Source organism: Dyella thiooxydans (assembly GCF_001641285.1).
Taxonomy (GTDB): Bacteria; Pseudomonadota; Gammaproteobacteria; order Xanthomonadales; family Rhodanobacteraceae; genus Dyella_A; species Dyella_A thiooxydans.
This window is the reverse complement of the sequence record NZ_CP014841.1, coordinates 2,103,215-2,122,062: the sequence shown is the minus strand read 5'-3', so window position 1 is coordinate 2,122,062 and position 18,848 is coordinate 2,103,215. Positions and strand designations below refer to the sequence as shown.

The 18,848-nt window shown below is 69.5% G+C and carries 21 protein-coding genes; 14 read left to right on the top strand and 7 right to left on the bottom strand.

The annotated features are described in order from the left end of the window. Positions 1-30: 30 nt before the first annotated feature. On the bottom strand, positions 31-303 hold the full coding sequence (locus tag ATSB10_RS09730) for a hypothetical protein (RefSeq protein ID WP_017463757.1): 273 nt from the start codon (positions 301-303) through the stop codon (positions 31-33). After that, complete coding sequence (gene fliK / locus ATSB10_RS09725) at positions 300-1,583, bottom strand: flagellar hook-length control protein FliK (RefSeq protein ID WP_063672405.1); 1,284 nt, start codon at positions 1,581-1,583, stop codon at positions 300-302. Before fliK ends, ATSB10_RS09730 begins: the two co-directional genes overlap by 4 nt. A 191-nt stretch (positions 1,584-1,774) precedes the next feature. On the opposite strand from fliK, the gene ATSB10_RS09720 reads away from it, so the two are divergent. The 13 genes from ATSB10_RS09720 to ATSB10_RS09660 all read left to right on the top strand — a co-directional run bounded on the left by ATSB10_RS09720 (position 1,775) and on the right by ATSB10_RS09660 (position 14,501). Further along, positions 1,775-2,098 (top strand): STAS domain-containing protein, encoded by a 324-nt coding sequence (locus ATSB10_RS09720; protein WP_063672403.1) that lies wholly within the window; start codon positions 1,775-1,777, stop codon positions 2,096-2,098. 13 nt (positions 2,099-2,111) lie between these two features. Continuing rightward, positions 2,112-2,474, top strand: a complete 363-nt coding sequence (locus ATSB10_RS09715; protein WP_017463760.1) for a response regulator — start codon at positions 2,112-2,114, stop codon at positions 2,472-2,474. A gap of 14 nt (positions 2,475-2,488) precedes the next feature. Continuing rightward, a complete protein-coding gene (locus tag ATSB10_RS09710; protein WP_063672401.1) occupies positions 2,489-4,465 on the top strand; it encodes a chemotaxis protein CheA in 1,977 nt (658 codons plus the stop codon). A 156-nt stretch (positions 4,466-4,621) separates the two neighbouring features. Next, entirely contained in the window at positions 4,622-6,331 is a 1,710-nt protein-coding gene (locus ATSB10_RS09705) for a methyl-accepting chemotaxis protein (RefSeq protein ID WP_063672399.1), read from the top strand. 65 nt (positions 6,332-6,396) lie between these two features. After that, positions 6,397-6,894 carry a chemotaxis protein CheW gene (locus tag ATSB10_RS09700; RefSeq protein ID WP_063672397.1) on the top strand — a complete coding sequence of 166 codons (498 nt, stop codon included), beginning with the start codon at positions 6,397-6,399 and terminating at the stop codon, positions 6,892-6,894. A 118-nt stretch (positions 6,895-7,012) separates the two neighbouring features. Further along, positions 7,013-7,519 carry a chemotaxis protein CheW gene (locus tag ATSB10_RS09695; RefSeq protein WP_063672395.1) on the top strand — a complete coding sequence of 169 codons (507 nt, stop codon included), beginning with the start codon at positions 7,013-7,015 and terminating at the stop codon, positions 7,517-7,519. A gap of 11 nt (positions 7,520-7,530) precedes the next feature. Then, positions 7,531-9,264, top strand: a complete 1,734-nt coding sequence (locus ATSB10_RS09690; protein ID WP_063672394.1) for a methyl-accepting chemotaxis protein — start codon at positions 7,531-7,533, stop codon at positions 9,262-9,264. A 3-nt stretch (positions 9,265-9,267) separates the two neighbouring features. Beyond that, positions 9,268-10,161, top strand: a complete 894-nt coding sequence (locus ATSB10_RS09685) for a CheR family methyltransferase (RefSeq protein WP_063672393.1) — start codon at positions 9,268-9,270, stop codon at positions 10,159-10,161. Next, positions 10,158-10,835 (top strand): chemoreceptor glutamine deamidase CheD, encoded by a 678-nt coding sequence (gene cheD / locus ATSB10_RS09680; RefSeq protein ID WP_083966160.1) that lies wholly within the window; start codon positions 10,158-10,160, stop codon positions 10,833-10,835. The genes ATSB10_RS09685 and cheD overlap by 4 nt, the downstream gene beginning before the upstream one ends. Positions 10,836-10,941: 106 nt before the next feature. Further along, the gene (locus ATSB10_RS09675; RefSeq protein ID WP_063672392.1) at positions 10,942-12,033 is read left to right on the top strand and encodes a protein-glutamate methylesterase/protein-glutamine glutaminase; all 1,092 of its coding nucleotides are present in this window, start codon (positions 10,942-10,944) and stop codon (positions 12,031-12,033) included. 14 nt (positions 12,034-12,047) lie between these two features. Further along, entirely contained in the window at positions 12,048-13,229 is a 1,182-nt protein-coding gene (locus ATSB10_RS09670; RefSeq protein WP_063674424.1) for a methyl-accepting chemotaxis protein, read from the top strand. A gap of 10 nt (positions 13,230-13,239) precedes the next feature. Next, entirely contained in the window at positions 13,240-13,545 is a 306-nt protein-coding gene (locus ATSB10_RS09665; RefSeq protein WP_063672391.1) for an STAS domain-containing protein, read from the top strand. A gap of 110 nt (positions 13,546-13,655) precedes the next feature. After that, the gene (locus ATSB10_RS09660; protein WP_063672390.1) at positions 13,656-14,501 is read left to right on the top strand and encodes a hypothetical protein; all 846 of its coding nucleotides are present in this window, start codon (positions 13,656-13,658) and stop codon (positions 14,499-14,501) included. A gap of 38 nt (positions 14,502-14,539) precedes the next feature. Here the strand turns inward: ATSB10_RS09660 and ATSB10_RS09655 are convergent, their stop codons facing one another. The 5 genes from ATSB10_RS09655 to cdd all read right to left on the bottom strand — a co-directional run bounded on the left by ATSB10_RS09655 (position 14,540) and on the right by cdd (position 17,571). After that, positions 14,540-14,902 (bottom strand): hypothetical protein, encoded by a 363-nt coding sequence (locus ATSB10_RS09655; RefSeq protein ID WP_017463772.1) that lies wholly within the window; start codon positions 14,900-14,902, stop codon positions 14,540-14,542. Positions 14,903-15,001: 99 nt separating this feature from the next. Beyond that, entirely contained in the window at positions 15,002-15,589 is a 588-nt protein-coding gene (locus ATSB10_RS09650; protein ID WP_063672389.1) for an NUDIX hydrolase, read from the bottom strand. Positions 15,590-15,660: 71 nt separating this feature from the next. Continuing rightward, on the bottom strand, positions 15,661-16,578 hold the full coding sequence (locus tag ATSB10_RS09645; protein ID WP_063672388.1) for a 5'-3' exonuclease: 918 nt from the start codon (positions 16,576-16,578) through the stop codon (positions 15,661-15,663). Beyond that, positions 16,560-17,147, bottom strand: coding sequence for a nitroreductase family protein (locus ATSB10_RS09640; protein ID WP_063672387.1), 588 nt, complete (start codon positions 17,145-17,147; stop codon positions 16,560-16,562). Before ATSB10_RS09640 ends, ATSB10_RS09645 begins: the two co-directional genes overlap by 19 nt. 4 nt (positions 17,148-17,151) lie before the next feature. Beyond that, positions 17,152-17,571, bottom strand: coding sequence for a cytidine deaminase (gene cdd, locus ATSB10_RS09635; RefSeq protein WP_063672386.1), 420 nt, complete (start codon positions 17,569-17,571; stop codon positions 17,152-17,154). 169 nt (positions 17,572-17,740) lie between these two features. Here cdd and ATSB10_RS09630 point away from each other — a divergent pair, with 169 nt between their 5' ends. Continuing rightward, positions 17,741-18,841 carry an NAD(P) transhydrogenase subunit alpha gene (locus ATSB10_RS09630; RefSeq protein WP_063672385.1) on the top strand — a complete coding sequence of 367 codons (1,101 nt, stop codon included), beginning with the start codon at positions 17,741-17,743 and terminating at the stop codon, positions 18,839-18,841. The last annotated feature ends 7 nt before the right edge of the window (positions 18,842-18,848 follow it).

The window sequence follows — 18,848 nt, the reverse complement described above, 5'->3', positions numbered from 1 at the left end:
GCGAGCGGGCTCCTACAGGGATGAGGTGGCCTAGAGCTTTTCGCCGGAGGCTTCGTACACGCAGGCCAGCACCGAGGCGGCGGCGGCGTAGAGCGTGCCGGGCACGTCGTCGCGCAGGCGCAGCGAGGCGAGCAGGGCGGCGATCTGCGGGTCCGGATGCAGCGGGATGCCCTGGTCGCGGGCGCGGGCCAGCAGCAGATCCAGGGTTTCGGCCGGGACGCGCGGCGCAGCGGGCGCGTCCTTGCCGCCGGTGCCCAGGCGCAGGGTGACGCGGCGTTGCGGGTTCGGTAGCGACTGGGTCATGCCTGGGCCTTCAGCAGGTTGGCGGTCGGGCGGCCGGTGCCGCGCGGCAGGCCGGTCTGGCAGGTGAGCTGGTCGAGCAGCAGGCCGCAGGCGGCCAGCCGCTGGCGCAGGGCGGTGAACTGCTGCTCCAGACGGTCGGTGGTGCTGGCGCGCTCGGCCCACAGCCGCACCGACAGGCGCAGGTCGTGCAGGTGCAGCTCGCCCTGCACCGGTCCGAGCGTGGGCAGGTCGATGGCGAAGCCGAGTGTCCATTGTCGCGGCGGTTCGCCTTCCGGGCCGGGCACGTAGTCCAGCTGCATCTGCAGCACGTCCTTGCCGTCGCGGCCCTTGATCGGGATTTCGGTCATCCAGGCCGGCACGGTGGTGGCTTCGAGCTGTGCCACCTCCACCCGGGCCAGCGCGGCGCGCACGGCGGTGTGCAGTTGCGACAGCAGGGGCGCCGGATCGTCCTCGCTGCCGAGCCGGATCAACTGGTGGGTCAGCTCGGCCGCGCGTGCCTGCGGCTGCACGCCACGCTGGAGCAGCGGTGGCGGTGTGTCCAGCTCGGATCCGGGCAGCGCCGGTCGCGCGGTCTGAGCACTGGCGCTGGCGCTGGCGCTGGCGCTGGCGCTGGCGCTGGCACTGGCACGTGGCGGGGCGTAGCTGGCAAGCAGGTTGGACAGCTTCAGCAGCACCGCTTTCCAGTCCTCCTCGCCCACGTGGGAGGCCAGCAGCGGCCCCTGGGTGAGGCTGGATTCCATGAACAGTCCGCTGCGCACGATCGCCTCGCGCAGGCCGGCGCCGGTGGTGACGTCGGCCGGCGTACGGATCGCCTGCTCCAGCTGGGCCAGCACCGGGCGGAGCTCGGCCGGAATCTGTCGCATCACCGGCCGCTGCGAAAGCGCCTGCACCGAGGCCAGCAGCGGAGCGAAGCCGTTCTGCTGGGGCAGCCGTTCGCGCATGGCGATCTGCGCGGTGGACTCGGCCACCTGCGGCAGCATCACCTCCAGCGTGGGCTGGCTGCCCAGGCTGAGCACGCGCACCTGGAACTGCGCCGGCAAGGGCCCCTGGGCCTGGCCGGGCAGCAGCATCGAGCGCGGGTCGGGCGTGCCACCGCCGGCCTGGCCGGACAGGTCCGCCTCCACGGTCATCCCGCCCACCTGCAGCAGGATCTTGCCCTGGTCGGTCGTGCCCAGCGGTCGCGCGGACAGCACTACCCCGATGCGCCAGCTCTCGGCCGTGGTGCCGGAGGCGGCGCCGAGCCAGGTCAGTGCGGCAAGGCTGGTGGGTTGGATGATCAAGCGAGGCTCCTTCGCCCCACGGCGGAAATCAGGCCGTCGGACGGCGGCTTGTCGAGGGCTAACGGCCGCGCGCGCGGGAACTTTAGCCCCGTGTGCGCAACCGCACGAAACCCGGCCCTAAAGCCCCGGCCGAAGCCGCCGATAAGCCCCCGAGCGAAATCACCGGCCACACCGGCCAACGGGGCAAGTGCATGGGCAGCAAGGCGTCATCCAAGGGCAAGGCGGCCGCGGCCGCGACGGGCATCGTGCTTCCGGCGGACTGCCGGCTGGGCGCGCTCGACACCCTGGCGCCGCAGTTGCGCGAGGCCGCCGATGGCAGTGCCGCGACGCTGGACGGCGCGGCGGTGGAAAAGGTCGACGGCGCGGCGATGCAGCTGCTGGTGGCGTTCCGCCGGGCGGCGGTGGCCGCCGGCGGCAGCGTGGCCTGGGCCGGGGCGAGCGACGTGTTGCACGAGGCGGCCAGCCTGTTGGGGCTGGGTGCGGAACTGGATCTGCCGGCCGTGCGGTCGGCCTGAAACGAGGTGGAAGATGGCAAAGATTCTTGCAGTGGATGATTCGGCGTCGATGCGCGGCATGGTGGCCTTTACCCTGCGTGGCGCCGGTCACGAGGTGAGCGAGGCCGAGAACGGCCAGCTGGCGCTGGACCAGGCCAAGGGCGGCAAGTACGACCTGGTGCTGGCCGACGTGAACATGCCCGTGATGGATGGCATCTCCATGGTGCGCGAGCTGCGCACGCTGCCCGAGTACAAGGGCGTGCCGATCCTGATGCTGACCACCGAGTCGCATACCGACAAGAAGATGGAAGGCAAGGCCGCCGGTGCCACCGGCTGGTTGGTCAAGCCGTTCGATCCCGAACAGCTGCTGGCCACCGTCAACCGCGTCCTGGGCTGATCCGGAGAACACCGATGGCCAATGTCAGCATGGCGCAGTTCCACCAGGTGTTCTTCGAGGAGAGCCTGGAAGGACTCGACAACATGGAAACGGCGCTGCTGGCGCTGGACGAGGGCGGCGACAAGGAGCTGGTGCACACCATCTTCCGCGCTGCCCACTCGATCAAGGGCGGTGCGGCCACGTTCGGCTTCCCGGAGATGTCGGCCTTCACCCACGAGGCCGAATCCCTGCTGGACGAGCTGCGCGACGGCCGTCGCCCGATCGACAAACCGATCATCGAGCTGCTGCTGCGCAGCGTGGACTGCCTGCGCGGCATGTTCGCGCGTGCCCAGGCCGGGCAGCCGTTGAATGATGAGGCGGCCGAAGCCTTGCGCGGGGAGCTGGCGGCGGCGATGGGGCGCGAGGCGGCCACCGAGGTGAAGGCGCGTCGCTCCGGCGACCACGCCGACGCCTGGGTGATCCGCTTCCGCCCCCACCCGGGCATGGCGGCCAGCGGCAACGACCCGCTGCGGCTGATGCGCGAGCTGAAGGCGCTGGGCGAGATGAAGGTCACCGCCGAGCTCGACAAGCTGCCGACGCTGGACAAGCTCGAGCCGGGCGAGTGCCACATCGGCTGGACCATCGAGCTGCGTGGCCAGACCAAGCGCGACGCGATCAAGAGCGTGTTCGACTGGGTCGAGGACGAGTGCGACCTGACCATCGAACCGCTGCACGTGGTGGCCCCGCCGGCCGCCGCCGAGGCGCCGAAGGCGGCCGTGGCCGACGTAGCCACCGCGCGTGCCGCGCGCGAGGGCGCCCCGGCGGCCAGCGCCGAGTCCAGCTCGGTGCGCGTGTCGATCGACAAGATCGACAGCATGATCGACCTGGTCGGCGAGCTGGTGATCACCCAGTCGATGCTCGACCAGTTCCGCGAGAATTTCGACATCGCCAAGCTGGCGATGCTGCAGGAAGGGCTCACCCAGCTGGCGCGCCACACGCGCGAGCTGCAGGAGAGCGTGATGGGCATCCGCATGCTGCCCATCGGTTCGGTGTTCAACCGCTTCCCGCGCCTGGTGCGCGACCTCAGCTCCAAGCTGGGCAAGAACGTGCGCCTGGACATGCACGGCGAACACACCGAGCTGGACAAGACGGTGCTGGAGAAGATCGGCGATCCGCTGGTCCACCTGGTGCGCAACGCCATCGACCACGGCCTGGAAATGCCCGACAAGCGGCGTGCGGCCGGCAAGGTCGAGCAGGGCACGCTGCGCCTGGAGGCGTTCCATCGCGGTGGCTCCATCGTGGTGGAAGTGGCCGACGACGGCGCCGGCCTGAACCGCGAGGCGATCGTCGCCAAGGCGGTCCAGCGCGGCCTGATTTCCTCGGGTGAGGGCATGAGCGACGAGGCGGTGGCGGAGCTGATCTTCCAGCCCGGCTTCTCCACCGCCGCCGTCACCACCGACCTCTCCGGTCGCGGTGTGGGCATGGACGTGGTCCGTCGCAACGTCGCCGATCTCGGCGGCTCGGTGACCATCCGCTCCACGCCGGGCAAGGGCAGTGTGTTCACCATCGTGCTGCCGCTCACCCTGGCCATCATCGATGGCCTCAGCGCCGCGGTGGGCGAGGAGAGCTACATCGTTCCCTTGGTGTCTATCGTCGAATCGGTCCAGCTGAAGACCGAGGCGATCCGCAGCGTGGCCGGCGGCGGCGAGCTGTTCCGCTTCCGCGGCGAGTACCTGCCGGTGATCCGCCTGCACGAGGTGTTCGGCTGTGCCGGCGCGGTCAGGAAGATCGAGGACGGCCTGATGATCGTGGTCGAGGGCGACGGCTCCCGCGTGGGCCTGTTCGTCGACGGCCTGAACGGCCAGCAGCAGGCGGTGGTGAAGTCGCTGGAGGCCAATTACCGGCGGGTGCAGGGCGTCTCGGGCGCCACCATCCTGGCCGACGGCTCGGTGGCGCTGATCGTGGACATCGCGGGACTGGTGCGTCTGCAGAGCCGTCGCAAGGCGGCCTGACATCGCGCGATGTGGCGTGGGGGCGCCGCGGTTTCTCGTTGGGGGAATCTGCCGTCGTCGGAAAACGACGGCAACCGGCTCGGTCCGGTCTTGCGTGCGCAAGGAACACCCGGGGTATGCGCATCACCCCGCTCATGAAAACCGCTGGTGGACACAATGCGTAAGCTTTCCCATTTTCTCGACCGCCTGAGCCTCAATGCGCGGGTCTGGCTGGTGATCGTCCTGGTGATCGCCGGTTTGGCCGCGTTGACGGTCGTCACGGCGATGGAAATCCGCAAGCAACAGATGGCCTCGCTGGAAGTGGACCTGGCCAATCACGTGGCGAGTGCGGTTGCGGTGGCGGACAGCTTCCACAAGCGTGCCGCCGCGGGTGAGTTCGACGATGCCGAGGCGCGAAAGCGTGCGTTGGCCGCCATCCAGGCGATGCGCTGGGACAACGGCACCGGTTACCTGTTTGCGTTCGACTCCAAGCTGTTCATGCGGATGCACCCGGTATCGCCGGCCCTCGTCGGTCAGGACGTGGGTGGCAAGACCGATCCGGATGGCAAAAAGCTGTTCCAGGCCATGCTGGCAGTGGACCAGAAGAGCGGCGCGGGCCTGACCGAGTATGTGTGGCCGCTGCCCGACACGAAGGAGCAGGCGCCCAAGATCAGCTACACCGTCTGGTACAAGCCGTGGGACCTGCACTTCGGTACCGGTGCTTACTACGTGAATATCGACGCGGCGTACCGCGCGAACCTGGAGTCGCAGCTGCTGCGCGCCGGCATCATCGGCCTGCTGGTGATCCTGGTGGTGTGGCAGTCGATGCGCTCGATCCGCAACAACATCGGCGGCGAGCCGCGCTTCGCGGTGGCGATGGCCTCGCGGATCGCCGATGGCGACCTGCGGCGACCGGCGGACGAGCCGGCGTTCGGCGCCGACAGCCTGCTCGGCGCACTGCAGCGCATGCGCGACAAGCTCACTGGCATCGTGCACGAGGTGCAGCGCGGCTCGCAGGTGGTGTCCACCGCCGCGCAGCAGATCGCCAGCGGCAACGACGACCTGAGCCAGCGCACGCAGGAACAGGCTTCCTCGCTGGAGGAGACCGCCGCTTCGATGGAGGAGATGACCTCCACCGTGAAGCAGAGCGCGGAGAACGCCAGCCACGCCAACCAACTGGCAGCCAGTGCCCGCAAGCAGGCCGAGCACGGCGGCGAAGTGGCCGGCCGGGCCAGCGAGGCGATGCGCGAGATCGAGGCGGCCAGCCGGCAGATCACCGACATCGTGCAGCTGATCGACGAGGTGGCCTTCCAGACCAACCTGCTGGCGCTGAACGCGGCGGTCGAGGCCGCGCGTGCCGGCGAGCAGGGCCGCGGCTTCGCGGTGGTCGCCACCGAGGTGCGCAATCTGGCCCAGCGTAGCGCGGCGGCGGCGAAGGACATCAAGACGCTGATCAACACCACGGTGGACAAGGTGCAGGCCGGCAGCACGCTGGTGGACGAATCGGCGGCGGCGCTGGGCGAGATCATCGGCAGCGTGAAGCGGGTGACCGACATCGTGGCGGAGATCGCCGCGGCGGCACAGGAGCAGTCCACCGGCATCGACCAGGTGAATCACGCGGTGACGCAGATGGACGAGGTGACCCAGCAGAATGCGGCACTGGTGGAGGAGGCCTCCGCCGCGGCGCGCGCGATGCAGGAACAGTCAGCCGTGCTGGCCGAGCAGATGCGTTACTTCCGCACCCGCGAGGCCGACGTCCCGGCGATGCGGGAGGACATCCCCGCCCGGGCACCGGCTCCGCCGGTGACACGGGCGGCCCGGGTGCCCGCGGCACCCCGGGCACCGGTCACGCAGCCGGTCGCCGCCGGCGCCTGGCAGGAATTCTGAATCCGCTTCAAGCACCGCCGGCCGGGTCCGGCGGTGCCGCTTTTCGGCCCCAAGGAGGACAGCTCATGAGCGACACCCCCGACACCCTGCGCACCCGGTACCTCACCCTGATCCTGGGCGACGACCTGTACGCCGTGCCGCTGGGTGCGGTGAAGGAGATCCGTGGCAGCTGCGCCAGCGTGGCGCTGGAGGGCGTGCCGCCCTACGTCGTCGGTCGACTCGACCAGCCTGGCGTGGCCGCACCCGTGGTCGATCTGCGTCGCCGGCTCGACATGCCGCAGGCGCACGCCGGCGCGCCGTCGGTGCACGTGCTGCTCGAGCGCGGCAAGCGCCCGCTGGTGGTGCGTGCCGACGCGGTGGCCGATGTGGTCGACCTGGGCATTCCCGACGAGCCGGGCACGACCGAGGGGCCGGATGCCCGCGCCGACCTGGCGTGGCTGCGCGGCGCCGCGGCGGCCGCCGACCGGATGGTGCTGATGCTCGATGTCGACCAGCTGGTCGCGCCCGCCGACCGTGCGGCGGTGGATGCTGCGATCGCGGCCGATCGGGCCCGCGCGGCCTGATTTTGCTGTCTCGAGTGGCCGCTCGCGGCCACTCAAGTTCCTCGCCCTGCGGCCGATCTGCTCCCTGATAGCAACAAGCGCCAAGCGCCCTGCGCGCTCCCCCGCACGAGGTCCTTCCATGTCTGACGCTGCATCCCACGACGCCCCGACGTCGCAATACCTCACCCTGAACCTCGCGCAGGAGGAATACGGCGTGGACATCCTCGCCGTGCGCGAGATCCGCGGCTGGACGCCGGTCACGCGCATTCCCCAGGCGCCGCCCTACGTGCTGGGCGTGCTCAACCTGCGCGGTGCGATCGTGCCGGTGATCGACATGCGCCTGCGCTTCGGCCTGCCGCGCGAGGAGTACACCCCCAATACGGTGACCGTGATCGTCGCCGTGAGCGGGCGCAACTTCGGCGTGGTGGTCGACGCCGTGTCCGACGTGCTGGACGTGAAGACCTCCGAGCTGCGCCCGGTGCCCGACATGGGCACCACCGTGGACACCGAGTACCTCAAGGGCCTCACCGCGGTCGAGGACCGCATGGTGCTGCTCCTGGACGTGGACAAGCTGCTGCAACCGCAGGACGCGCAGATGCTCGAGGCCGCGCTTCCTCCGGCCGCTGAAGTCAAAGCCGTTGCCTGACAGGAAATTCCATGAAACTGCCCAAGCTCTCGTTCAAGCTCCCTTCCCTCAACCTGCGCTGGCGCCTGCGGCTGGTGCTCGGCCTGCTGATGCTGATGCTGGTCATCGGCGCCGTCATCGGCTTCGGTTCGATGCAGCTGCAGAACGAGGCGCTGCGTCGCACGTACCAGGAAGAGTTGATTCCGGCCAACGTGATCAGTTCGCTCAACCGTCATTCGCTGCTGTCGTTCGTGACGCTGGGTGAGGCGGTGAGCAGCGTAGCCAAGCCGGACCAGGTCAAGCAGAAGATCGCGGACTACCAGAAGGAGGCGGAGCAGATTGCCGCCGACGAAAAGGCGTTCGATGCGGTGCCCAAGAGCGACGCGATCAAGAAGCAGTACGCCAAGTACAAATCCAGCGATTCGGACTACCAGAGCGGCATCAAGGACATCATCGATGCGCTCAACCACGGCGATACCGGCGCCGGCGACGTGCTGGACATGGAGGTGCGTCCGTTCCTGATGGACCGCCAGGAACAGCTCAGCAAGCTGATCGACCTGCAGCGCAGCGAGGCCCAGGGCATCTACGAGGCGCAGATTTCCCGCGTGAAGGTGGTGCGGGCCTTCAGCCTGGTGGCACTGGGCCTGGGCATGGCGTTCGCCCTGTTCCTGGCACTGGCGCTGAGCCGCTCGATCATCGGCACCCTGGCCTACGCCGGCAAGATCGCCCGCGAGATCGCGCAGGGCAAGCTGGGCCACGACATCCAGGTCAACCGTAAGGACGAGCTGGGCGAACTGCTCGACGCGTTCCGCACGATGGACCTGCGCCTGTCCTCGATCGTCAGCGAGGTGCGCAGCGGTTCGGGCGAGGTGAGCACGGCCGCGCAGCAGATCGCCCGCGGCAACGACGACCTCAGCCAGCGCACCCAGGAGCAGGCCTCCTCGCTGGAGGAGACCGCCTCGTCGATGGAGGAGATGACCTCCACCGTGAAGCAGAACGCCGAGAACGCCAGCCACGCCAACCAGCTGGCCCGCGGTGCCCGCGAACAGGCCGAGCGCGGCGGCGAGGTGGTGACCCAGGCGGTGGTCGCGATGAAGGCGATCAACGAGTCCAGCCGCAAGATCTCCGACATCGTCAGCCTGATCGACGAGATCGCGTTCCAGACCAATCTGCTGGCGCTGAATGCGGCCGTCGAGGCGGCCCGCGCCGGCGAGCAGGGCCGCGGCTTCGCGGTGGTGGCCACCGAGGTGCGCAACCTGGCCCAGCGCAGCGCGAATGCGGCCAAGGAGATCAAGGGCCTGATCAAGGACAGCGCCGAGAAGGTGCACAACGGCACCACGCTGGTCGACCAGACCGGCAAGTCGCTGGCCGAGATCGTCGACAGCGTGAAGAAGGTGACCGACATCGTCGCCGAGATCGCGGCGGCCAGCGCCGAGCAGTCCGCCGGCATCGACCAGGTGAACCACGCCGTGATGCAGATGGACGAGATGACCCAGCAGAACGCCGCGCTGGTGGAGCAGGCCGCCGCCGCTGCCCGCGCCATGCAGGAGCAGGCCGGCGAGCTGTCGCAGCAGGTGGGCTTCTTCCAGCTCGACGAGTCGGTCAGCCAGGTGGCGCCGTCGGTGACCACCCGCGCCAAGGCCGTGGCGGCCGAGGCCGAGGCGGTGTTCGCCGCAGTGCGCAGCACCCCGGCCCAGCCGGCCGCCCCGAAGGCTGCCCCGCGCTCGACCGAGGCGGTCGATTCCGGCGCCTGGAAGGAGTTCTGAGCCATGGCCGCGCCCGTCATGACCGATGATCGCGTCGCCTCGGCGGGTTCCTCGGCGGCGGGCCTGAATGGGCCGACGCTGCAGGACACCGAGTTCGCCTTCCTGCGCCAGTTCGTCTACGACCAGTGCGGCATCGCACTGAGCGACCAGAAGCGGCAACTGGTGCAGGGCCGCCTGCAGCGGCGCCTGCGCGCCCTGCGACTGCGCGATTTCAGCGAGTACTGCGAGCTGCTCAAGCACGACCCGGCCTCCGAGCTGGGTGAGCTGGCCAGCGCGATCAGCACCAACGTCACCGCGTTCTTCCGCGAGATGCATCACTACGACCTGCTGATCGAGAAGCTGCTGCCGGAGTGGATCGAGCAGAAGCGTCGCGACGGCGGACGCCTGCGGATCTGGTCCGCCGGCTGCTCCACCGGCGAGGAACCCTACGCCATCGCCATGGTGCTGGCCGAGGCGCTCGAGCGCACCGGCGCCAAGATCGACGCGAAGATCCTCGCCACCGACCTGTCGCCGCAGGCGCTGGAGCAGGCACGCCGCGGCGTGTACGCCTTCGACCGTCTGGGCGGGGTCAGCGACGAGCGCCGCAAGCGCTGGTTCCTGCGCGGGCAGGGCGAGTACGACGGGCTGGCCTCGGTGCATCCGCGCCTGCGCGAGCTGGTCACCATCCTGCCGCTGAACCTGTTGCACGACTGGCCGATGCAGGGTCCGTTCGACGCGATCTTCTGCCGCAACGTGGTCATCTATTTCGACAAGCCGACCAAGGAAAAGCTGTTCGCCCGGTACGCACGCATGTTGCCGTCCGGCGGCTACCTGTTCCTGGGCCATTCCGAGTCGATGCACGGACTGAGCAACGATTTCGAACTGATCGGACGCACCGTCTACAGGAAGCGCACATGAGCGCTGTCGCCCAGGTTGCCACCGTCGTTCCCGCACTGAGTCATTTCGACCCCGGCCGGGTCATGCCGGGCTTCGAGCACATGCGCCGGTTCTGGGACCCGTCGCTGTCGCGCTACAACGTGAAGGTGCTGCCAGGCGAGTACTACATCAGCCGGCAGGACGAGATGATCTCCACCGTGCTCGGCTCGTGCGTATCGGCCTGCATCTACGACCGACGACTGCGGCTGGGTGGCATGAACCACTTCATGCTGCCCGAGCCCACCGGCGAGCGCAGCGCCGAGCGCGACAGCTGGTCGGCCACCGTCGGCCGCGCCGCGCGCTACGGCAACGACGCGATGGAGCACCTGATCAACGCCCTGCTGAAGGCGGGTGGCCGGCGCGAGGACTGGGAAATCAAGATCTTCGGCGGCGGCAAGGTGCTGACCCAGATGACCGACGTGGGCCAGCGCAACATCGCCTTCGTCAAGCGCTACCTGGAAACCGAGGGACTGCCGGTGGCGGCGTCCGACCTGGGCGACATCTATCCGCGCCAGGTGCAGTTCTTCCCGACCACCGGCAAGGCACGCGTGCGCCAGATGCGCGGTCGCGACGAGGCGGCCCTGGTCGATCGCGAGAAGCAGTACCTCAAGCAGTTGGCAAACGATCCGATAAAGGGAGAGGTCGAGCTGTTCTGAGCGGGGATCCCTGCGGGGTCCCGGTGTGGCGCCGATGGCGCCGGAGCAGCCGATCGGTCGGCCGCAGTCGCGGCGCAGACGAGACAAAGTCGAGAGAGAACGGGCAATGGAAAAAGTGCGAGTCCTGGTGGTCGATGATTCCGCGCTGGTGCGGAAGCTGATGTCGACCATGCTCTCGAGCGATCCGCGCATCGAGGTGGTCGGCACCGCGCCGGACCCGCTGATCGCGCGCGAGAAGATCAAGCAGCTCAACCCCGACGTGCTCACGCTGGACGTGGAGATGCCGCGCATGGACGGCATCACCTTCCTCGAGAACCTGATGCGGCTGCGGCCGATGCCGGTGGTGATGGTGTCCTCGCTGACCGAGCAGGGCGCCGAGGTGACGCTGCGCGCGCTGGAGCTGGGCGCGGTGGACTTCTTCACCAAGCCGAACAGCGACCTGGCCAGCACGTTCTCCGACGGGGCGCAGGAGATCTGCGCCAAGGTGATCGCCGCCGCCGGCGCCAAGCCGCGCGTGCGCACCGAAGTACGCAAGCTGGACGTTCCGCCGCGGCTCTCGGCCGATGCGGTGCTGCCGCGCGCCCAGGGCGCCGGTACCCGTGGCGGCAGCCCGCTGATCGCGATCGGCGCCTCCACCGGCGGCACCGAGGCGATCCGCGTGGTGCTGGAGCAGATGCCGCCGGATGCGCCGCCGGTACTGATCACCCAGCATATTCCGGCGGCCTTCAGCGGCCCCTTCGCGACCCGCATGGACCATTGCTCGGCGATGCGCGTGTGCGAAGCCCAGGATGGCCAGCCGATCCAGCCCGGCCACGCCTACATCGCGCCCGGCGGCCAGCATCTGCTGGTGATGTGGGACGGCGCCAAATATGTCTGCCGCCTGCACGACGGCCCGCCGGTGAACCGGCACAAGCCCAGCGTCGATGTGCTGTTCCGCTCGATGGCGGCCAGCGCCGGCGCGGCCACGGTGGCGGCCCTGCTCACCGGCATGGGCGACGACGGCGCGCGCGGCCTGCTGGAACTGAGCCAGGCCGGCGCCCGCACCCTGGTGCAGGACGAGGCGACCTCGGTGGTGTGGGGCATGCCCGGCGCCGCCTGGAAACTCGGTGCGGCGCGCGAGGCGCTGCCGCTGGACGAAATCGCCGCGCGCCTGCTGCAGATGGCGCGCCAACCCCTCAAGAGCGCCGTCGGCGCATGATCGAGCCCAATCCCATGCAAGCCATCCTCCGCTTCTTCCATTCGCGCCTCGCCGTTGGCCTGCCGGCCAGCATCGTGGCTCTGCTGGTCAGCCTGTTCTGGCATCCGGCCTGGCTCGCGCCGCTGCTGGTGGTACTGCTCACCGCGGTGTGGATTGTCGAGAGCCGTCGCGTGCCGCCGGCACCGGAGGTGGAGGCTACGTCGCCGGCCCACGTCGAGCCGGTGCGTGAGGCACTGGAAGACGTGCGCAGCGCGCTCGTCGACGAGCTCGGCCACGCCACCCGCGAGCTGCACCAGGCGATGGACCTGCTGCGCGACGCGGTGCTGGAGCTCGGCGGCGGCTTCGATGGCCTGTCGCGCAAGACCGGCCAGCAGCAGTCGCTGCTCAAGCAGATCATCGACGTACAGAACGGCGAGGTGTCGGTGCAGGACTTCGCCGGTCGCACCTCCGACCTGCTGGAGCACTTCGTCGGCATGATCGTGCAGATGTCGCGCGAGAGCCTGCGCATCGTCTACCGCATCGACGGCATGGCCAAGGAGATGGACGCGGTGTTCGGTCTGCTGAAGAACGTCAACACCATCGCCGAGGAAACCAACCTGCTGGCACTGAACGCCTCGATCGAGGCGGCGCGTGCTGGCGAGGCCGGTCGCGGCTTCGCGGTGGTCGCCGGCGAGATCCGCAACCTGGCCAGCCACTCCAATCAGTTCAATGACCAGATCGGCAGCCACGTCGAGCGCGCCCGCGGCGCGATGGAGCAGCTGCGCGGCCTGGTCGGCACGATGGCCTCGCAGGACCTCAACGTGGCGCTGTCCGCCAAGGGCGGCATCGACGCGATGATGAGCCACGTCACCGAGTCCGACGCGCGCACCAGCGCGGTGGCCGACCAGGTGGTGGAGATCAACCGTGGGCTGGGCAGCGACGTGTCCACCACGATCCGCTCGCTGCAGTTCGAGGACATCCTCAGCCAGCTGATCAACCAGACCCGCACCCGCCTGGTCGAGCTGCAGGAGGTGATCTCCGACAGCACCCGCGACATCGAGGACCTGGCCTGCGGCGGCGTGGAGGACGATGCGATCGCCCAGCGCGCCGAGCAGGTGCGCAGCCGGCTGGCGATCCAGCGCGAAAAGGCCCGCCTGCGTGCGCGCGGACCGGCGCTGCAGAGCTCGATGGATGCCGGCGAAATCGAACTGTTCTGAGGTAATAGCCATGAGCCTGACCGTCCACCACGACAGCGAGAACGACAGCCTGACCCTGCAGCTGGGCGAGCGCTTCGACTTCTCCGTGCACCGCGATTTCCACGACGCCTGCCTGGGTGCCCAAGTGCGCGCGCGCAGCTATATCGTCGACATGAGCGACGTCACCAGCATGGACAGCTCCGCGCTGGGCATGCTGCTGCTGCTGCGCGAGCACGCCGGTTCCGACAAGGCGGAGATCCGCATCGTCAATGCCGGCAGCGAGCAGCGCAACACCTTCAAGGTGGCCGGCTTCGACAAGCTGTTCGTATTGCATTGAGACGGTCCCGGCGCTGGTGGCGCCGGGCCGGTTCTGGCATCGTGCCGGGACTTCGCGGTCGGGGCAGGGAAGGCCTGCCGCCCGGCGACGCGCGTCCAGGGAGGAACACGATGCGACGTTCCATCATTCGGGCCAGCCTGGTGCTGGCCTTTGCTTTTCCGGCGGCACCGGCTGCCGCGGGCGCACTGCAGCCGATGCGCGTGCCGCTGCACCTGCAGGCCGGCCTGCCGACCACCCCGGCGACCATCGGCGGCAAGCCGGTCACGCTGTTCATCGATGTGGGCAACTACCAGGTCGTGGGCCTGAAGACTGCCGTTCTGGCGCGCCTGCCGGTGAAGTTCACTGGCGACAGCGAATCGTGGCGCGATGCCGACGGGCATGTCTTCACGTCGCGCATCTTCCGCGCCGCAGATCTGGAGGCCGGCGCGCTCACGGCGACGCAGTTCGACGGCAACGAACTGGTGGGAGACACCGGCAAGGCGGGTTACCCGCAGGACGGCCTGATCGGCTTCGGCCTGCTGCATCGCTACCAGATGGTGTTCGACGAGGCGGGCGGCGAGCTGCGGCTCTACCCGGCGTCGGCCGAAGGCGTCTTCGACGCCGAGTGCGGCAACGCCGGTGGTCCGCTGCGCCTGGAGAATGGCGTGATGGTGTCCGAGGTGCAGACCGGGCACGGGTCGCTGCGGGTGCAGTGGGACACCGGAGCCGCCGCCGACGTGCTGCGGCCTTCAGCGATCGCCGGCCGGGACAAGGATGCCGACCTGCTGCGCCGCTTTACCTTCCAGCGCTTCGACGTGGCCGGCCAGCCGGCCGGCCCGCAGGCATTCATGATGCGCCAGTTCCCGGCGCCGGACGTGGATGCGGTGCTGGGCACCGGCTTCTTCGCCAGCCACGTGGTGTGCCTGGACCCGTCACATGGCCGGGTCGCCTTCCGCACAAAGAAAACGGGGGCCTGAGGCCCCCGTTTTCCGGCAGTGGGTCTGGCGGGATCGTCTTACCAGGTGCGCACCGAGGCGATGCTCACCGTGTAGGTGGCCATGTCGGAGGAGTAGCGGAACAGGCGGCCCAGGTCGAAATCGACCGACTGGCCCGGGGCGATGTTGGTGGTGCCGGCCGGCCAGCCCTTCTTCTCCTGGATCACGTTGCCGTTGGCATCCTTCGCGGCGATGGTGATCTGGGCGGCAGCCGGCTCGGCGCAGTGGTTGACCACCTGGCCCTTCATCATCATGCGGGTACCCATCCCGGCGCCGGAGGCGGCGACCTTGAAGTCCTGGATGGCGAAATCGGTCGGCGCGCAGGCGGCATGGGCAGCCAGCGGGGCCAGCAGCAGCACGGCGGAGGCGAGCAGGGTCTTCATGAGCAGGATTCCCTCGGGGATGGATGGAGACAGTTGCTGAGGGAATCGGCGCTACGCGGGAAATCTTTAGCCTCCATCGCGCAACTTGTGTGATGCGAATCACATTTTCCGTGTGATGTGTTCGGCCTGCCCGCCATGTTCCAGGAACCACAGGCCGGCGAACAGCTTGGGGTCGATCGAATAGCCTTCGGCCGCCCGGGCGAACAGCCAGGTGCCGGCCTCGGCCCTGGGCACCTCGTGGACGGTGATGTCCTCGCTCTCGTCGCCGCCTCCGGGGCCGACCTTTTCCAGCTCCCAGGCGCGCGCGAAGGCGATCATCTCGGTGCTCATGCCGGAGGACGACGGCCCCTCGTGGATGAACTCCATGCGGCCGCAGCGGTAGCCGGTCTCTTCCTCCAGCTCGCGCGCGGCGGCGATCAGCGCGCCTTCGTCGGCCTGTTCGGCCAGATCGCCGACCAGGCCGGCCGGCATCTCGATGGTCCGCTGCAGGATCGGCACCCGGTATTGCTCGACGAACAACACCCGGTCCTCGGGTGTCACCGCCAGGATGATCACCGCACCACCGGGGTTGTTGCGCTCCACGTACTCCCAGCGACCGCGCTGGCGCAGGGTCAGCCAGCGGCCCTGGTACAGGGTTTCCACTGGGGCGTGCGCGTCTTCGGGGGTGCGGCCTGCCGTGTCGTTCATGCGTGGCTTTCCGTCGTCGGGGCGATCCGCGCATGGTGGCGCGGCGTCATGACAACGACAACCGGGCCGGCTCAGTCGGCCAGCGCGCGCAATCGGGAGCGGGTCAGCGGGCCGAAGCGCAGGCGCTCGCACAGGGCGTCGAGCGTGGTTGTATCGACCGGTGCGCGGCGCAGACCATCCACGTGGTCGGTCACCGGTGCGTCCAGTGCGATGCGGGTCAGCCGGCGGTACAGCCGTGCCATCTCGCCGTGTTCGCGCAGGCGGGCGGCACAGCTGGCGGCGCCGCGCAGGCGCAGGAACGCCACCTCGTCGACCCGATCCAGCAGCGCATCGAGGCTGCCGAAGTGGGCCAGCAGCGCGGCGGCGGTCTTCGCGCCCACGCCGGGCACGCCGGGGATGTTGTCCACCGCGTCGCCGCACAGCGCCAGGTAATCGGCCACCTGGTTCGGAAGCACGCCCAGTTTCTCGTGCACGCCCTCGGGGCCCCAGCGCAGGTTGCGGGCGAAGTCCCATTGCCGGTCGTGCTCGCCGAGCAACTGGCCGAAATCCTTGTCGGCCGACACGATCACGCTGGAAATGCCGTGGCCGCGCAGGTGCCACAGGGCGCTGCCGATCAGGTCGTCGGCCTCGAAGCTGTGGTCGATCAGCACTGTCACGCCCAGCGCCGCGGTCACTTCGCGGCACAGTACGAACTGATGCTCCAGGTCCGGCGGCGGCAGCTCGCGGTTGGCCTTGTAGGGCGGATAGATCGCGTTGCGGAACGAGCTGGTGAGCGAGGCGTCGAAGGCCACCGCGACGCGCTCCGGCCGCGTCTTCTCCAGCAGTTCGCACAGGAACCGGGTATAGCCGTGCACGGCGTTGACCGGGTGGCCGTCGACGTCGTGGAACTCGTCCGGCATCGAGTGCCAGGCGCGGAACACGTAGAGGCTGCCGTCGACCAGGTGCGCCGGCGGATGGGCGGCGGTCGCGTTCACACCGGGTCGCGCCATTCGCTGAGCAGGTCGTCCACCGGCGGCCGCTCGCGGTCGGGGACTTCGGCCTGCAGCGTGCCGATATGCACGAAGCCGACCACCTGTTCATGCTCGCCCAGTCCCAGCAGCGCGGCGACCTCGCTGTCGTAGGCAGCCCAACCGGTGAGCCACTGCGCGCCGAAGCCGAGCGCCTGTGCACCGAGCAGCAGGTTGTAGGCCACGCAGCCGGCGCTGAGCTGCTGCTCCATCGGCGGCACGCTGCTGGTGGTGTCGATGCGGCAGACCACCACCAGCACCAGCGGCGCGAAGGTGTAGCGCGTACGTTCCTTTTCGCGCTTGGCCTCGGACAGTTCCGGGTTGCGCGCGATCGCCCGCGAGGCCAGCCGTTCGCCGAAGCGCAGCTTGTGCTCCCCGCGCAGGGCGATCAGGCGGAACGGCACCAGCTTGCCATGGTCCGGCACGCGCACCGCGGCCTCCAGCAGGGCATGCAGCGTGGCCGGATCGGGCGCCGGTTCGCCCAGCTGGCGCGACGGCGGCGAGTGGCGCCGGTGCAGCAGGTCGAGCGCGTCGGCAGGGGTATCGGTCATGGCATTACTCGGGGGCATGGGGAAGGCTGAACGAGCCCGGCAGCAGTTCGGCCACGGTGACGCGCTGCACGCGCTCGCCCAGATGGCCAAGCAGCACCGGCATCGCCTGGTCGCACAGCTCGGCCATCACCTGGCGGCAGGCGCCGCAGGGGCTGACCGGCGCCGGGGTGTCGGCGACCACGGCCAGCCCGGCAAAGTCGCCGGGGCGGCAGCCGGCGGCGATCGCGCTGAACAACGCAGTGCGTTCGGCGCAGTTGCACAGGCCGTAGGCGGCGTTCTCCACGTTGCAGCCGCGGAAACGGCGTCCGTCGCGGGTCAGCACCACGGCGCCGACGCGGAAGCGCGAGTAGGGGGCGTAGGCAAGCAGGCGGGCGGCGCGGGCGTCTTGCAGCAGTTCGTCGACAGGCAGCTGGTCTGGATCCATCAGGGTCTCCGCGGTGACCCCGCCGGACGCCTCCGGGCAACCGGCGGCGGGCCAGTCTACTGCGCCCGGGGCGACCGGTTCATCCCTGCCGATCGGCATCCGCGGGCAGGGTCGCCAAGCGCCTGGCGCCGGACTACGATGCCCGGATCTTTCCCTGGGGGAGTGCACGATGCCGATCACCGTGGCCGCATTGCGCGAAACCGCCGCCGGCGAGCGCCGGGTGGCGATCACGCCGGAAATGGCGAAGAAGATGCACGGCCGCGGTTGGCGGGTGCTGCTCGAGCACGGCGCCGGTGCTGCGGCAGGCTTCCCCGATACGGCTTATCCGGAGGCGACGTTCGCCCCGGCGAACGAGGTCTGCGCCCAAGCCGATGTGCTGGCCTGCGTGCTGCCGCCGACGGACGCCGCAGTGGCGGCGCTGCGCGAGCAGTCGGTGGTGGTCGGTCAGCTGCGTCCCTACGGCGCTGCCGCACGGCTGGCGGCGATGGGCGCGCGGCGACTCGCCGCGTTCGCGCTGGAGCTGCTGCCGCGGACCACGCGGGCCCAGGCGATGGACGTGCTCAGTTCGCAGGCAGCCGTGGCCGGCTACCGCGCGATGCTGATCGCCGCCGAAGCGGCGCCGAAGTTCTTCCCCATGCTCACCACGGCGGCCGGCACCATCCGTCCGTCGCGAGTGCTGGTGATCGGTGCGGGTGTCGCCGGCCTGCAGGCGATCGCCACCGCCCGCCGGCTCGGCGCGCAGACCGAGGGCTACGACGTGCGCCCGGAAACGCGCGAACAGGTGGAGTCGCTGGGAGCCAAGTTCCTCGACCTTGGCGTCAGTGCGGCCGGCAGCGGCGGCTATGCGCGCGAGCTTTCGGCCGAGGAGCGCGCGGCGCAGCAGCAGGCCCTGGCCGACCACCTGAAGAACATCGACGTGGTCGTTACCACGGCGGCGGTACCCGGGCGCCCGGCGCCGAAGATCATCAGTGCGGCGATGGTGGCGGGCATGAAGCCCAGCGCCCTGATCGTCGACCTCGCTGCCGAGGGCGGCGGCAACTGCGAGCTGACCCGGCCGGGCGAGCGGGTGGAGCAGGGCGGGGTGGTCATCCTCGGCCCGCTGAACCTGCCGGCCGGCGCGCCGCTGCACGCTTCGGAGATGTACGCACGCAACGTGTTCAACTTCCTCGAGCTGCTGGTGCGCGACGGCGAACTCGCGCCCGACTACGAGGACGAGCTGGTCGCCAAGAGCTGTGTGACACGCGACGGCCAGGCCCACTTCGGCGGCTGAGCCGCCG